This window comes from Bacillus sp. FAU18, from assembly GCF_056033885.1.
Genome location: NZ_JBVYHZ010000004.1, coordinates 1,287,592 through 1,303,579, shown reverse-complemented (window position 1 = coordinate 1,303,579; position 15,988 = coordinate 1,287,592). Strand labels below are relative to the sequence as shown.

The following is a 15,988-nucleotide window of genomic DNA, read 5'->3' as shown; positions in this document are numbered from 1 at the left end:
GGGGAGGCTTTTGTTTTATTGCTCCAGCATAATGGTTCGTTTCTCTTTACTGCTTTTCATTGCGGCTTCAATGATGCGGATGACATCAATACCTTCCTCAGCAGTGACTGGCAGCGCAGCACCTTCCCGTATGCTTTCCGCTATTTTACGGTAATAGGTAAGGTAGGAGCCATTTACTGATGGAATCGTTTCTGTTTTTTTGTCGGAGCCATGAATGGTTGTAAGCTGTCCGTAAAACTTCGGATCATCCGCACCCCAGCTGTCATCCTCTGGTTTTCTTCCCGCTCTGAGTGCGTCTTCCTGTCCGTCAATTCCGTATTTAATAAAGCTGGAATCCTTTCCATGGATTTGATAACGAGGTCCGTTTGCCGGAACGATTGATCCTCCGTATAGAATGGCTTGAAGCTTGCCATAATCCAGGGTTAAATGAAAATAGTCAACCGTTTCGGCATTTTCCCGCTGAGCCATCACGTTTGCAGTCACGGCTTTAGGCATCCCAAATAAATGCAGGGTTTGGTCTATGATGTGGGAGCCGAGATCATATAGCGTACCAGTGGCAGTGCCTTCTTTTTCCCGCCACCGCGCTTGAATTTCAGGTCTGTAGCGGTCATAGGATACTTGATATGTATTGATATCTTCAAGGGATCCGTCAGAGATCAGCTTTTTAATCGTTAAAAAGTCGTTATCCCAGCGTCGGTTATGATATACGCTTAATAATACGCCTTTTTCATCGGCAGCCCTTTTTAATGTTTCCCCCTCCTCGGCCGTTGCTGTCATTGGTTTTTCCATCACAACATGTTTTCCGGCCTGTATGCATGCCATAGCATGCTCGTAATGAAGGCCGCTCGGGGTGGTGACAATGACAAGCTCAATGGCAGGGTCATTTGTGATTTCCTCAAGCTCATGCACAACCTCAGCATCTGGAAAATCCCGATTCACTTCTTCTGTCCGTGATGTCATGATTTTGCTGATGTGATACTCATCCAGAACAGCCAGCAGCGGCCCGTGAAAAACAGAACCGGACAATCCGTATCCTAATATCCCAACCTTTATTGTATCCACTTTTCTTCTCCCCTTTAAAAGCGTTTTCATCAGAAGTATATACCCTCCTGATCAAATGGTAAAACCAAACTGATTCATTTTTTGCGTCGGCATGCTTAGACAACCGTTTGGACAATCAGTATAATGGGAATTAATATCATTAAACAGAGGTGTACGCATGGAAAAGCATAACGAACATAAAACATTAAACCATAAAAGCTCGAAAGAAAAAGATCAGATTACAAACCGGCTAAAGCGGATTGAGGGTCAAGTCAGAGGCATTCAAAACATGGTGGAAAACGACAGATATTGTGTAGATATTCTTGTGCAGATTTCAGCTGTTCAGGCGGCAATGAAAAATGTGGCGCTTCATTTGCTTGAGGATCATGCCCATCATTGTGTAGCAGATGCCATCAAAAGCGGAGACGGGGAACAGGCCATTTCTGAGCTTTTGGACGTATTTAAAAAGTTCACAAAATCATAAAGCGTTTTTTTTATTGTAATACCCTACGGGGGTATGGTAGGATGAAAACAGAAAGAATAAACAGGAGGAATTGATATGGAACAAAAAACATTGCAAGTTGAAGGAATGTCTTGTCAGCACTGCGTCAAAGCAGTAGAAACAAGCGTAGGAGAACTGGACGGCGTCAGTGCCGTTCATGTCAATCTGGAAGCGGGTAAAGTCGATGTTTCGTTTGATGCTGACAAAGTATCAGTCAAAGATATTGCGGATGCGATAGAAGATCAGGGCTATGATGTAGCCAAGTGATTCAAGGTATCGCGCCTTTAGGGAGGCGCGATATTTCTTTCATTTTTATATACCCCCCAGGTGTATATAAAGGAGTGAGTATGTTGAGTGAACAAAAGGAAATCGCGATGCAGGTCTCTGGTATGACCTGTGCGGCATGTGCTGCCAGAATTGAAAAAGGCCTGAAGCGGATGCCCGGTGTCACAGATGCAAATGTTAATCTGGCAACGGAAACATCAAATGTAATCTACGATCCTGCTGAAACTGGGACTGCAGCGATTCAAGAAAAAATAGAGAAGCTGGGCTATCACGTCGTTACAGAAAAAGCTGAATTCGATATTGAAGGCATGACCTGTGCAGCTTGCGCCAATCGGATTGAAAAGCGGCTTAACAAAATAGAAGGCGTCGCAAACGCTCCAGTAAACTTCGCTTTAGAAACAGTTACGGTCGAATACAATCCAAAAGAAGCGTCTGTCGGCGATTTGAAAGAAGCGGTAGATAAGCTTGGATATAAGCTAAAGTTGAAGGGTGAACAGGACAGTGAGGCTGCTGCTACTAAAAAGAAAGAAGAACGGAAGCAAACGGCGAGACTGATTTTTTCAGCTGTCCTGTCATTTCCATTGCTTTGGGCGATGGTGAGCCATTTTACATTTACATCATTCATTTGGATACCGGATATATTTCTCAATCCGTGGATGCAATTTGCGCTGGCGACACCAGTCCAGTTTCTGATCGGCTGGCCGTTTTATGTGGGTGCGTATAAGGCGCTCAGAAATAAAAGCGCCAATATGGATGTATTGGTCGCCCTCGGTACGACGGCTGCTTACGCTTATAGTCTTTATCTTACTTTTCAAAGTCTTGGATCTCACGGGCATACAGACGGCCTTTACTATGAAACAAGCGCGATTTTGCTGACGCTGATTTTATTAGGCAAGTTGTTTGAAACAAAAGCAAAAGGCCGTTCCTCGGATGCGATTAAAAAGCTGATGAAGCTTCAAGCGAAAACAGCGACTGTTGTAAGAGACGGACAGGAGCAAATCATCCCGATCGACGAAGTGCTTGTTAATGACATTGTTTACGTCAAACCTGGCGAACGAATTCCTGTCGACGGAGAAGTGGTTGAAGGCCGCTCAGCGGTTGACGAATCGATGATTACAGGAGAAAGTCTTCCTGTTGACAAAAATCCTGGTGACAGCGTGACAGGTTCAACCGTTAACGCAAACGGTTTCCTGAAAATTAAAGCTGTCAACGTCGGAAAGGATACTGCGCTTTCTCATATCATCAAAATTGTTGAGGAAGCACAAGGGTCAAAAGCGCCGATCCAGCGTCTCGCTGACCAGATTTCAGGCATTTTTGTGCCCATTGTATTGGGGATTGCCGTTCTCACTTTTCTCATTTGGTACCTTTGGGCGGCTCCTGGCGATTTTGCTGAAGCGATCAGCAAGTTCATTGCGGTTCTTGTCATTGCCTGTCCTTGCGCCCTCGGTCTTGCCACTCCGACGAGCATAATGGCTGGATCTGGACGCGCTGCTGAATTCGGGATTTTATTTAAAGGCGGCGAGCATTTAGAAAAAACACATCGTCTCGATACCATTGTTCTTGATAAAACCGGAACCGTGACAAACGGGAAGCCGCGTCTGACGGATGCCATTCCATTCGGCCGTTTTGAAGAAACAGATTTGCTTCAATTTGCAGCGGCAGCCGAAACGGGATCAGAGCATCCGCTTGGCGAAGCGATTATTGCTGGCGTGAAAGATAAAGGGCTTGAGATACCGAAGCTTACCCGCTTTGAAGCAAAAGTCGGCGCAGGCATTTTGGCTGAAGCCGGAGGAAAAAGCATTCTCGTCGGCACAAGAAAATTAATGGAGAGCGAACAGGTCGAGCATGGGGCTCTTCTCGCCAAAATGGAAGAGCTAGAGGCAGAAGGAAAAACAGTTATGCTTGTATCCATTGATGGAGAAGCAGCTGGGCTAGTAGCGGTTGCAGATACGATTAAGGACACGTCGCGGAAGGCTGTTGCCCGTCTGAAAGAGTTGGGCCTTGATGTCATCATGATGACAGGAGACAATCGCAGAACCGCAGAAGCCATCGCGAAGGAAGCGGGAATTGCGAATATCATTGCGGAAGTTCTTCCTGAACAAAAGGCGGCGGAAATTGCCCGCCTGCAAAAAGAAGGCCGCCAGACAGCAATGGTAGGCGACGGAATTAACGATGCGCCGGCGCTTGCCACAGCTGATATCGGCATGGCGATTGGAACTGGCACGGACATTGCCATGGAAACAGCAGACATTACACTTATTCGCGGCGATCTAAACAGCATTGCCGACGCAATCCGCATGAGCAGATTGACAATGAAAAACATTAAACAAAATTTATTCTGGGCGCTTGGCTATAACAGCCTCGGCATCCCAGTCGCAGCACTTGGATTTTTAGCACCGTGGATAGCAGGAGCAGCAATGGCATTCAGCTCCGTCTCCGTTGTTCTGAATGCTCTTCGTCTTCAGAAAGTAAAATAAAAAACCGGCCATATGCCGGTTTTTGTTTTTTATTGACACTTTCTTGGAAAACAACATATAATAGGTATAACTTATATATGAGTATATGCTCATATATATTAAAATGAATGCAATACTCATTGATACGCTTTGAAGAGGGAACCCTAAATCGGAAGGTAAGGTGAGACTAGTGAAACAGGAATACGTTCTGGACGGTTTGGATTGCAGCAATTGTGCCCAAAAAATCGAAAATGGAGTCAAAGGCATAAAAGGCATTGACGGATGCGCGGTAAATTTTGCGGCAAGCACCTTAACTGTCTCAGCCGATGGGAAAGAAGAGCAATGGGTTACGAACAAAGTAGAGAAAAAAGTGAAATCAATTGATCCGCATGTAACGGTTCGCCAAAAGCATATAAAGAAATCAGCTGATGATGGCTATCGTAATCGAATGGTCAATATGCTGATCAGAATGGCGGCGGCTGTCATTCTCGGCGCAGCGGCATATTTGGTTCATTCGGGAACCATTGAATTTTTCCTTTTCCTCGGTGCTTATTTGATTATCGGCGGTGATATTATGATCCGCGCAGTCAAAAACATCATCCGCGGTCAGGTGTTTGATGAGCATTTCTTAATGGCTCTTGCCACAATCGGCGCCTTTCTGATTCAGCAATACCCTGAGGGGGTCGCCGTTATGCTGTTTTATCAAATCGGTGAGCTTTTTCAAGGAGCCGCGGTCAGCCGTTCCAGAAAATCAATTAGTGCGTTAATGGACATACGGCCTGATTACGCCAATCTCAAAACAAAGAACGGCATCGAACAGGTTTCCCCGGAGGACGTTCAGACAGGAGACATCATTGTGGTTAATCCGGGAGAAAGCATACCCCTGGACGGTAAAGTCGTGCAAGGGTCAGCGATGGTTGATACATCTGCTTTAACAGGTGAGTCCGTTCCGAGAAAAGCTGCGGAAGGACAAGATGTAATGTCAGGCTTTATCAATCAAAACGGCGTTCTGCATATTGAAGTCACAAAGGGCTATCAGGAATCAGCAGTATCAAAAATATTAGACTTGGTTCAGAATGCGAGCAGCCGTAAAGCCCGGACAGAAAACTTTATCACGAAGTTTGCCAAGTATTATACACCTGCTGTTGTGATCATTGCGGTATTGCTGGCCTTTGTTCCGCCGCTTGTTCTTTCTGGCGCCGCGCTTTCTGATTGGGTGTACCGCGCGCTTATCTTTTTAGTGATCTCTTGTCCTTGTGCGCTTGTTGTCTCTATTCCGCTCGGTTTCTTCGGCGGAATCGGAGCGGCCTCAAAGGCCGGAGTGCTTGTAAAGGGAAGCAATTATTTAGAAGCCTTGAATCAAGTCAAATTTGCGGTGTTTGATAAAACGGGAACACTAACAAAAGGCAGCTTTGAAGTGACGGAAATCAAACCCGCGGAAGGTTTTACAAAGGATAGATTACTTGAAGCGGCGGCATACGCTGAGCTTCATTCACAGCATCCGATTGCTGAATCTGTGCGTAAAGCTTACGGGAAAATGCTTTCCTCCGATGAGATAGAGTCATACGAAGAAATCTCCGGCCACGGCATTTTTGCAAAGGTAAATGGAACTGAGATCCTTGCTGGGAATAAAAAGCTCATGGAAAGAGAACAAATTGAGGATGTCCCGGATGAAAATGCTGGAACAATCGTACACGTTGCTGTTGATCAACGCTATGCCGGAGCAATCATCATAGCGGATGAAGTAAAGGAAGACGCAGCACAAGCGGTTGCTGATCTGAAATCGCTTGGAATCAAACAAACCGCTATGCTGACGGGTGATTCGAAACAAACGGGAGCAGCCGTCGGAAAACAGCTTGGGATTGGTGAGGTATATGCAGAGCTGCTGCCGCAAGATAAAGTCTCGCAGGTCGAAGCATTAGAAGCTAAGCTTTTGCCTAATGAAAAACTCATTTTTGTCGGTGACGGTATCAATGATACACCAGTGCTTGCCCGCGCAGATATAGGGATCGCGATGGGAGGCCTTGGCTCAGATGCCGCGGTAGAAGCCGCAGACATCGTGCTAATGACAGATCAGCCGTCAAAAATTGCGGAAGCGATTCGGATTGCGAAACGGACACGGCGTATCGTGTGGCAAAACATCGGATTTGCTTTAGGTGTGAAAGCGATCTTTCTCATTCTTGGTGCATTTGGAATTGCGACCATGTGGGAAGCGGTTTTCTCAGATGTCGGCGTTACACTGCTTGCTGTGGCGAACGCCATGCGCGTCATGCGTCTCAAAAACAAATAAATTGTCGGAGAGAATTCATTTTTTCGGGGTTTTCTTATCAGCGCTTGTCTTGTTAAAATAAAGAAGTGGGTCAATTGCGATCCGCTTCTTTTTTAATTTTAAAACGATGAGGTGTCGGAGTGAAAAAGAAACAGCAGTCTTCTGCGAAATTCGCGGTCATCCTTACGGTTGTGGTTGTTGTATTGCTAGCAGCCATTGTCATCATTAATAACAAAACGGAACAAGGCAATGATGCGGTGTCCGGACAGCCGTCTATCAAAGGGCAGCCTGTGCTTGGCAAGGACGATGCACCGGTAACTGTAGTAGAATTCGGAGATTACAAATGTCCGTCTTGCAAGGTGTTTAACAGTGACATCTTTCCAAAAATACAAAAAGACTTTATTGATAAGGGCGATGTGAAATTTTCTTTCGTGAACGTCATGTTCCATGGAAAAGGTTCAAGATTAGCGGCTCTTGCATCTGAAGAAGTATGGAAGGAAGACCCTGACTCTTTCTGGGATTTCCATGAAAAGCTGTTCGAAAAACAGCCGGATACGGAACAGGAATGGGTAACCCCAGGCCTCCTTGGTGATCTTGCAAAAAGCACCACAAAGATAAAACCTGAGACACTCAAGGAAAATCTTGATAAGGAAACATTCGCTTCTCAAGTGGAAAAGGATTCTGACCTTAATCAAAAAATGAACATACAGGCAACACCGACGATTTACGTCAATGATAAAGTGATCAAAAATTTTGCGGATTATGATGAAATCAAAGAGACAATAGAAAAAGAGCTGAAAGGGAAGTAACGATATGAAAAATAGAATCGTATTTTTATATGCTTCCTGGGTTGTGGCTCTTATCGCTATGCTGGGCAGCCTGTATTTCAGTGAAATCAGAAAGTTTATTCCATGTGAACTGTGCTGGTACCAGCGTATCCTCATGTATCCGCTCGTCCTGATTTTAGGCATCGCCACCTTTCAAGGGGACACACGAGTGAAAAAATATGTGCTCCCGATGGCGATTATAGGGGCATTCATTTCGATCATGCATTACTTAGAGCAAAAAGTGCCCGGCTTTAGCGGCATTAAGCCATGTGTCAGCGGCGTGCCGTGCTCAGGCCAATATATTAACTGGTTTGGTTTTATTACGATTCCATTCCTGGCCCTGATTGCTTTTATCCTGATTATCATTTTTATGTGCCTGCTGAAAGGCGAAAAATCTGAATAACAAAAAAAGCGCCCGCGTATGCCGGGCGCTTTTTTAATTTCGCAAACTCATGTCCATCAGCAATAGCCGTATTCCCTCTAAATTTATCTTTTTTTCTCATAAAAATGTTATTGATTTTACCCTTGAGCGATTATAAAATCTAGAGGTCGTCAGAAAATTTAACAAACATAAAAGGGAGTCATCAGAATGGCTTGGGAGCTGCTCAGTGTGATTGGCATCATTGCGTTTGCAGTCAGCGGCGCAATTGTTGCGATGGAAGAGGAATATGATATTTTAGGAGTTTATATATTAGGGATTGTCACCGCTTTTGGAGGAGGAGCGATCCGCAACTTGCTGATCGGTGTTCCGGTGTCAGCGCTATGGGAGCAGGGAGCGTACTTTCAAATCGCGCTTTTATCTATTACAATTGTGTTTCTGTTTCCGAAGCTGCTGCTGAAGCATTGGAATAAGTGGGGCAATTTATCAGATGCGATCGGCCTTGCTGCTTTTGCTATCCAAGGCGCACTGTATGCCGTCAAAATGGGCCATCCGCTTAGTGCCGTGATCGTGGCTGCGGTGCTAACGGGAAGCGGGGGCGGAATCATCCGTGACCTTCTTGCCGGGCGCAAACCGCTTGTGCTGAAGGCAGAAATTTATGCAGTCTGGGCGGCTCTCGGCGGTTTAATCGTCGGCTTGGGCTGGCTGGGGAACTCGTTCGGCTTATACGTTCTGTTTTTCGTGCTCGTTGTTTGCCGGGTTTGTTCCTATATGTTTAATTGGAAGCTGCCAAACCGTTCTTTTCGCTTAGATAGTCAGTAAAATAAAAGAAACCTCTCCGTCATGGAGATGTTTCTTTTATGGTAGCCTGCCGGGATCAAATAAAAAGTCCTTTTCGAATGCTGACCGCGCAGAGCAAAGCTATTTGAAATTAATAGGTAGCCCAAAAGGTATAGCTGATGGTTTTTTTAGTTCCTGTGTTAGTGAATTTGAATCTGTATTTTGTTTTGTAGCTTTTAGAAGCTTGTTTGTAACTTAAATTTGTAGAGCCTTTTTTCGTTGCATAAAAAGTTTTAACATTTTTCCAGCCTTTATTTGTCTTTTGTTGCAGAGTTGCTGTAATTTTCCCGCTGCCTGATCCGTTTGCTGTCATGTTGGCCCAAGTTCCTCGTCCTGGATAATAAATCTGAAATGTTGGCGAGTAAGTATAGTTTTTAAATGAGCCCGAATGGTAATGAGTACTCCATATTTGCCCTTTTTTAACCCAATCTTTAGCTTCCGCTTTGTTGTTTACTAGGTCAATAGCAGTAAAACTTGTTACGGCTACGACGAATGCCAGCAACATCATAGATAGCTTTTTCTTCACTGAGTATTTCCTCCTAACTAATTCTGGTTCTTTCTTCATGTTTATATCATAAACCAAGAGAAATAATGTAACATCGTCCTATTCTCCCAAATGAAAAACTTCAATTTGTTGAAATATGTCGAAATTGGATGAAAAATGACTATTTTACTGCGACTATAGATACGATAGCAAGGATGTAGTTGCTTTATGGAAGATGACAATAACAGCCAGTTTAGTCATTCTTCACGTTAGATGAACAGACAAACACGGTAAAGCTCTGCGGTGTTTTTAAAATGAAAAAGAAATATTATATCGAAGATTGAATGGAATAAGGAATCGATACTGATGAAAGAGAAGAGTCGCAACCTAAGAAAAGCACGTCCAACAGTGATCAATGTGAAATTTTAAAATAAAAAACCGATCTCGAGTTGAAATCGGTTTTTTAATGCATATAAATAACCCAAACCTTGAACGATATTGGGTGAATGTGCTATTATAAATTGTATTTGACAGTTTTCATCATATATTTAATATATGTATCCAATTATATTTTACAGTATTTCATCTATGTTTGTCAACTATTTTCTGGAGGTGCCGTTCATGAATCAGCAGGATAAGGAATGGAAGGAAGAGCAGTCGAGAATAGATGAGGTGCTGCAGGAGCTCGAAAAAAAAGAGCGGTTTCTGGAAACGTCTGCGGGCGGGTTGAAGCATGATGTCATCGGATTAAGAAAAAGCTTTTGGGAGGATGTTAAGGTTAATTTTGATGATGCCCATGAAGCGATTGAAACGATGGCAAGCATTAAGCAGCAGGCAGAGCTGCTGTCTGATCGGGAACACAATCATCGGCGCATGGATCAGCAGCTCAAACGAATTCATCAATTAAAAAAATCGCCTTATTTCGGCCGGATTGATTTTATTGAAAACGGCGAGGAGCAGGCAGAGCGAATTTATATCGGTTTAGCTTCCTGTTTGGATGAGAAGGAGGAACACTTTCTGATTTATGACTGGAGGGCGCCGATATCAAGTTTGTACTACAATTATTCCCCAGGAAAAGCGGAGTACGAGGTGCCCGGTGAAACGATAGAAGGGGAAATGGTGCTGAAACGCCAGTTTATGATCAAAAACGGCGATCTCAAGGCGATGTTTAATACCGATATGACGATTGGTGATGAAATGCTGCAAGAGGTATTAAGTCATCACTCCGATACCCAAATGAAAAACATCGTGTCTACGATTCAGAAAGAACAAAATCAGATTATCCGTAATGAAAAAAGCAAGATCCTGATCGTGCAGGGAGCGGCTGGCAGCGGGAAAACATCGGCTGCGCTTCAGCGTGTCGCTTATTTGTTATACAGGCACCGCGGCGTCATTGATGCCGGACAAATCGTATTGTTTTCTCCCAACTTCTTATTTAACAGCTATGTATCCTCTGTTTTGCCTGAGTTAGGAGAAGAGAATATGGAGCAGGCGACGTTTCAGGAATATATCGAGCATCGTCTTGGCCGCAAGTTCAAATGTGAAAGCCCCTTTGATCAGCTCGAATATTGCCTGACCGAAACAAAGGGAGGCGATTTTCCAACAAGGCTTGCGGGAATCACATGGAAGGCGGGTTTATCCTTTCAGCAATTCATTGATGAATACGTCACACGGCTTTCCTCTGAAGGGATGATTTTTAAAAATATCATCTTCCGCGGACACAAGCTGATCACAAAGGAGCAAATTCAATCCTATTTTTACTCATTGGATCAAAATCATTCCATTCCGAATCGGATGGAGCAAACCGCGAAGTGGCTGCTCAGTGAGCTTAACAAGCTTGAGAAGAAGGAACGGCGAAAGGATTGGGTTGTTCATGAAGCTGAGCTGCTTGACAAAGAGGACTACCTGGACGTGTACAAAAAACTGCAAGAAAGGAAACGGTTCAGCGAGAGTACGTTTAACGATTATCAAAGAGAGCAGCAGCTGCTTGCCGCCATCATTGTGAAAAAAGCTTTCAAACCGCTCAAGCAGGCAGTCAGGCTCCTTGCATTTCTTGATGTTTCACAGCTGTATTTGCAATTGTTTTCTGGCTGGGGAGGGAAATTTCAGCATGAGAAGATGGCCGCGATAGGTGAGCTGACCCGTTCGGCATTTACGGATAATAAATTGCTCTATGAGGACGCGGCACCGTTTCTTTATATGCAGGATCTGATTGAGGGCAGAAAGAAAAATACGAAGATCAAACATCTATTTATTGACGAAGCCCAGGACTATTCACCGTTTCAGATGGCTTAAATGAGAAGCATTTTTCCGGCTGCCAGCATGACAGTGCTCGGTGATATCAATCAGTCCATCTACGCGCATACCATACACGGGGATCAGCGTATGGATGCGTGCTTTGAGGATGAGCCTGCTGAGTATGTTCGTTTAAAGAGAACATACAGATCAACAAGGCAGATTGTCGAGTTTACCAAAGCGATGCTTCAAGATGGAGCGGATATTGAGCCGTTTAATAGAACCGGGGAAATGCCGCTCGTTTTCAAAACTGAAGGACATGAGAGCCTTTGCCAAAAGCTCGCGCAAGAAATTGGACGGCTCAAGAAAAAAGGGCACGAAACAATAGCCGTCATCTGCAAGACTGCGCAGCAATGCATACAGGCGCACGCCCACATGAGTGAATATACAGATGTTCGCCTGATTCATAAAGAAAATCAACCATTCCAAAAGGGTGTTTGCGTGATTCCGGTGTATTTAGCGAAGGGAATTGAATTTGACGCAGTGCTTGTCTATGATGCATCTGAAGAACACTATCATACAGAGCACGACCGCAGGCTTTTATATACTGCGTGCACCCGTGCGATGCACATGCTGGCGGTATTTTATACAGGTGCAGCCAGTCCGTTTGTAACAGCTGTGCCGTCTCGCTTATATCAGAATGCTGAATGAAGAGAAGGGAGTCCTTCTCTTTTTTTTATTTACATGAAGCATAGCCGTTTTATCATTAGGATTCTTAATAGTTATCATCATGTAAATATATTTTACTTAAGCCTAGTATTCCGGTAAAGTTCAATTAGATGCAATTTTCGATCAGTTTATAACTTTGTGAGGTGGATATGTTGCAACTTCAGGTAATGAACAGTCCGTTTAATCAGGAGCAGGCAGAGCTCCTTAACCGCCTTCTGCCGACCTTGACCGAATCCCAGAAAATCTGGCTGAGCGGATATTTATCCGCTCAATCTGTTTCCGCCCAAGAAACTGCGGGTGCGCCGGCGGCAGCTGTGTCTGCGGAAGCGGCGGCACCGGCCGTTTCAAAAGAAGTGACCGTTCTTTATGGTTCACAGACGGGAAACGCACAGGGGCTTGCAGAAAATGCCGGCAAGCAGCTTGAACAGAGCGGTTTTCAAGTGACCGTCTCATCCATGAGCGATTTTAAGCCGAATCAGCTGAAGAAGGTAAACAATCTTTTAATCGTCGTCAGTACGCATGGAGAAGGTGAGCCGCCTGATAACGCGCTGTCGTTTCACGAATTTCTGCACGGAAGACGGGCGCCTAAGCTTGAAGATCTGCGCTTTTCCGTTTTGGCGCTTGGTGACAGTTCGTACGAATTTTTCTGCCAGACAGGAAAAGAATTTGATCAGCGCTTAGAAGAACTCGGCGGAAAACGGATTTCTCCGCGCGTTGATTGCGATCTTGACTATGATGAACCGGCAGCCGAATGGCTTGAGGGTGTATTGAAAGGATTAAATGAAGCTGGGGGCGGAAGCGCCGCGCCTGCGCCGGCGGCTGTGTCTCAAACCGGTGAGTCTTCGTATTCCAGAACAAACCCGTTTCGGGCTGAAGTGTTAGAAAATTTAAATTTAAACGGCAGAGGATCAAATAAAGAAACACGCCATGTGGAGCTGTCTCTTGAAGGATCTGGCCTGACTTACGAGCCTGGTGACAGCCTCGGCGTCTATCCGGAAAACGATCCGGAACTTGTCGAGCTGCTCCTTAAGGAAATGAATTGGGACCCGGAAGAAATTGTGACGCTTAATAAGCAAGGTGATGTCCGTCCGCTGAAAGAAGCGCTGATTTCTCACTATGAGATTACCGTTCTCACAAAACCGCTTCTTGAACAGGCAGCCCAGCTGACAGGGAACGATGAGCTTAGAGAGCTTTTAGCCCCGGGAAATGAGGAGAATGTAAAAGCCTATATTGAAGGGCGCGATTTGCTTGATCTCGTCCGTGACTATGGCCCATTTAGTGTATCTGCGCAGGAGTTTGTCTCGATTTTGCGAAAAATGCCTGCCCGCCTTTATTCGATTGCAAGCAGTTTATCCGCAAATCCGGATGAAGTGCATGTAACAATCGGCGCAGTCCGCTACGATGCGCACGGCCGTGAACGAAAAGGCGTCTGCTCGATTTTGTGCGCGGAACGTCTGCAGCCGGGAGACACACTGCCGGTTTATGTACAGCACAATCAAAACTTTAAGCTGCCGAAAGACCCTGAAACACCGATTATCATGGTGGGCCCTGGGACAGGCGTCGCACCTTTCCGTTCCTTTATGCAGGAGCGTGAGGAGACGGGAGCGGAAGGAAAGGCATGGATGTTCTTTGGTGATCAGCACTTTGTCACGGATTTCCTTTACCAGACAGAGTGGCAGAATTGGCTCAAAGACGGTGTGCTGACAAAAATGGATGTGGCGTTCTCACGTGATACGGAAGAAAAAGTATATGTGCAGCACCGCATGCTTGAACATAGCGCAGAATTGTTTGAATGGCTTCAAGAAGGAGCGGCTGTTTACATTTGCGGAGATGAAAAGCATATGGCGCATGACGTCCATCACACATTACTTGAAATTATCGAAAAAGAAGGCAATATGAGCCGCGAAGAAGCGGAGGCTTATCTTGCCGATATGCAGCAGCAAAAACGCTATCAGCGTGATGTATATTGATTTGACTTGAAAGGAGTTTTTCAACATGGTGACCAAAATTCTAAAAGCACCGGACGGCTCTCCAAGTGATGTTGAACGCATTAAAAAAGAAAGTGATTATTTGCGCGGCACGCTGAAAGAAGTGATGCTCGATCGAATCAGTGCCGGAATTCCGGATGATGACAACCGCCTGATGAAACACCACGGCAGTTATTTGCAGGATGACCGCGACCTCCGAAATGAACGCCAAAAGCAGAAGCTTGAGCCCGCATATCAGTTCATGCTGCGCGTGCGTATGCCAGGGGGTGTCTCAACGCCTGAACAATGGCTTGTCATGGATGACCTGTCCCAGAAATACGGGAACGGCACATTAAAATTGACGACACGTGAAACGTTCCAAATGCACGGGATTCTGAAATGGAACATGAAGAAAACCATTCAGACGATCCACTCAGCACTTTTGGATACGATCGCAGCCTGCGGAGACGTAAACCGTAACGTCATGTGTGCATCAAACCCTTATCAATCTGAAATCCACTCAGAGGTATACGAGTGGTCTAAAAAATTAAGTGATGATCTGCTGCCGCGGACGAGAGCATATCATGAAATTTGGCTTGATGAGGAAAGAGTTGCCGGCACGCCGGAGGAAGAAGTCGAGCCAATGTACGGACCGCTCTATCTGCCGCGAAAGTTTAAAATCGGTATTGCCGTTCCGCCGTCTAATGATATTGACGTCTTTTCACAAGATCTCGGATTTATTGCGATTGTCGAGGATGGCAAGCTGATCGGTTTTAACGTGGCAATCGGCGGCGGTATGGGAATGACGCATGGCGATACTGCGACATATCCGCAATTAGCCAAGGTGATCGGATTCTGCCGGCCTGAGCAAATGTATGACGTTGCTGAAAAAACGATTACGATTCAGCGTGATTACGGCAACCGTTCTGTCCGTAAAAATGCGCGGTTCAAATACACAGTTGACCGCCTCGGTTTAGAAAACGTAAAAGAAGAATTGGAAAACCGTCTCGGCTGGAGCCTGGAAGCAGCGAAGCCGTATCATTTCGATCATAACGGCGACCGCTACGGCTGGGTGGAAGGCATCGAGGATAAATGGCATTTCACGCTGTTTGTCGAAGGCGGCCGTATAACGGATTACGATGATTATAAGCTGATGACGGGCTTGCGGGAAATCGCCAAAGTTCATACAGGTGAGTTCCGGCTGACAGCCAATCAGAACTTAATGATTGCGAACGTTTCAAGCGATAAAAAAGAAGAAATCAGTGCTTTAATTGAACAATACGGACTAACTGACGGCAAGCACCATTCAGCGCTCCGCCGCAGCTCGATGGCGTGCGTCGCTCTTCCGACCTGCGGATTGGCAATGGCTGAAGCAGAACGTTATTTGCCGACCCTGTTAGATAAGATTGAAGAGATTATTGACGAAAACGGCCTTCGTGATCAGGAAATCACCATTCGCATGACAGGGTGTCCGAACGGCTGTGCACGTCATGCACTCGGTGAGATCGGATTTATCGGAAAGGCGCCGGGCAAATATAATATGTATCTTGGCGCTGCGTTTGACGGAAGCCGTTTAAGCAAAATGTATCGTGAAAACATCGGTGAAGCAGACATTTTAAGCGAGCTGCGCGTCCTTCTTTCCCGCTATGCGAAAGAACGCGAGGAAGGCGAGCATTTCGGTGACTTTGTCATCCGTGCGGGCATTATTAAAGCAACAACTGACGGTACGAATTTTCATGATTGAGAAAACTAAGAAGAGAGACAGGGAATAGCTTCCTGTCTCTTTTTTCTGTAATTTGCTCTGCTGCAAAAAAGTTCACTGTGAGCATATCATGAGAAAAAATACCCTAAAAAGGGTACTATAAAAGAAGACAAGTGTGGAGAGAACTCCTGCGAAACCACATAGCGGATGCAAGGCCACCCTAGCTCAAGGGCTTTTAGACAAACAGATTTTTTGGCTCATCATGCCGACAC

The 15,988-nt window shown here is 45.4% G+C and carries 11 protein-coding genes and 1 pseudogene; 10 read left to right on the top strand and 2 right to left on the bottom strand.

Going from position 1 to position 15,988, the window contains the following annotated elements; genetic code table 11:
• Positions 1-15 precede the first annotated feature (15 nt).
• Positions 16-1,092, bottom strand: a complete 1,077-nt coding sequence (gene iolW / locus AC0OMU_RS17890) for a scyllo-inositol 2-dehydrogenase (RefSeq protein ID WP_322839855.1) — start codon at positions 1,090-1,092, stop codon at positions 16-18.
• A 127-nt stretch (positions 1,093-1,219) separates the two neighbouring features.
• On the opposite strand from iolW, the gene csoR reads away from it, so the two are divergent.
• From csoR to AC0OMU_RS17855, 7 genes are all read left to right on the top strand, one after another.
• Positions 1,220-1,525, top strand: coding sequence for a copper-sensing transcriptional repressor CsoR (csoR, locus tag AC0OMU_RS17885; protein WP_003228404.1), 306 nt, complete (start codon positions 1,220-1,222; stop codon positions 1,523-1,525).
• Between the two features lie 75 nt (positions 1,526-1,600).
• The gene (gene copZ / locus AC0OMU_RS17880) at positions 1,601-1,810 is read left to right on the top strand and encodes a copper chaperone CopZ (protein ID WP_003244260.1); all 210 of its coding nucleotides are present in this window, start codon (positions 1,601-1,603) and stop codon (positions 1,808-1,810) included.
• A gap of 83 nt (positions 1,811-1,893) precedes the next feature.
• Positions 1,894-4,305, top strand: coding sequence for a copper-exporting P-type ATPase CopA (gene copA / locus AC0OMU_RS17875; RefSeq protein ID WP_474241589.1), 2,412 nt, complete (start codon positions 1,894-1,896; stop codon positions 4,303-4,305).
• 160 nt (positions 4,306-4,465) lie between these two features.
• A complete protein-coding gene (locus tag AC0OMU_RS17870) occupies positions 4,466-6,574 on the top strand; it encodes a heavy metal translocating P-type ATPase (RefSeq protein ID WP_327830387.1) in 2,109 nt (702 codons plus the stop codon).
• Positions 6,575-6,693: 119 nt separating this feature from the next.
• Complete coding sequence (gene bdbD / locus AC0OMU_RS17865; RefSeq protein ID WP_003228414.1) at positions 6,694-7,362, top strand: disulfide bond formation protein BdbD; 669 nt, start codon at positions 6,694-6,696, stop codon at positions 7,360-7,362.
• A gap of 4 nt (positions 7,363-7,366) precedes the next feature.
• The gene (locus tag AC0OMU_RS17860) at positions 7,367-7,783 is read left to right on the top strand and encodes a disulfide oxidoreductase (protein ID WP_003228417.1); all 417 of its coding nucleotides are present in this window, start codon (positions 7,367-7,369) and stop codon (positions 7,781-7,783) included.
• 186 nt (positions 7,784-7,969) lie between these two features.
• Positions 7,970-8,581 carry a trimeric intracellular cation channel family protein gene (locus AC0OMU_RS17855; RefSeq protein WP_003228419.1) on the top strand — a complete coding sequence of 204 codons (612 nt, stop codon included), beginning with the start codon at positions 7,970-7,972 and terminating at the stop codon, positions 8,579-8,581.
• 109 nt (positions 8,582-8,690) lie between these two features.
• On the opposite strand, the gene AC0OMU_RS17850 is transcribed toward AC0OMU_RS17855, so the two are convergent.
• The gene (locus AC0OMU_RS17850) at positions 8,691-9,125 is read right to left on the bottom strand and encodes a hypothetical protein (RefSeq protein ID WP_014477979.1); all 435 of its coding nucleotides are present in this window, start codon (positions 9,123-9,125) and stop codon (positions 8,691-8,693) included.
• A 579-nt stretch (positions 9,126-9,704) separates the two neighbouring features.
• Between AC0OMU_RS17850 and helD the strand changes: the two are divergent.
• The 3 genes and pseudogenes from helD to cysI all read left to right on the top strand — a co-directional run bounded on the left by helD (position 9,705) and on the right by cysI (position 15,758).
• Positions 9,705-12,029 (top strand): annotated as a pseudogene (helD, locus tag AC0OMU_RS17845) (DNA helicase IV).
• A 170-nt stretch (positions 12,030-12,199) separates the two neighbouring features.
• Positions 12,200-14,017 (top strand): assimilatory sulfite reductase (NADPH) flavoprotein subunit, encoded by a 1,818-nt coding sequence (locus AC0OMU_RS17840; protein WP_474241587.1) that lies wholly within the window; start codon positions 12,200-12,202, stop codon positions 14,015-14,017.
• 25 nt (positions 14,018-14,042) lie between these two features.
• The gene (cysI, locus tag AC0OMU_RS17835) at positions 14,043-15,758 is read left to right on the top strand and encodes an assimilatory sulfite reductase (NADPH) hemoprotein subunit (RefSeq protein ID WP_047183176.1); all 1,716 of its coding nucleotides are present in this window, start codon (positions 14,043-14,045) and stop codon (positions 15,756-15,758) included.
• The last annotated feature ends 230 nt before the right edge of the window (positions 15,759-15,988 follow it).

Excerpts from the sequence above, each read along its gene's own strand:
- iolW (WP_322839855.1), bottom strand. The coding sequence starts at position 1,092 with ATGAAAACGCTTTTAAAGGGGAGAAGAAAAGTGGATACAATAAAGGTT.
- csoR (WP_003228404.1), top strand. The coding sequence starts at position 1,220 with ATGGAAAAGCATAACGAACATAAAACATTAAACCATAAAAGCTCGAAA.
- copZ (WP_003244260.1), top strand. The coding sequence starts at position 1,601 with ATGGAACAAAAAACATTGCAAGTTGAAGGAATGTCTTGTCAGCACTGC.
- AC0OMU_RS17860 (WP_003228417.1), top strand. The coding sequence starts at position 7,367 with ATGAAAAATAGAATCGTATTTTTATATGCTTCCTGGGTTGTGGCTCTT.
- AC0OMU_RS17855 (WP_003228419.1), top strand. The coding sequence starts at position 7,970 with ATGGCTTGGGAGCTGCTCAGTGTGATTGGCATCATTGCGTTTGCAGTC.
- cysI (WP_047183176.1), top strand. The coding sequence starts at position 14,043 with ATGGTGACCAAAATTCTAAAAGCACCGGACGGCTCTCCAAGTGATGTT.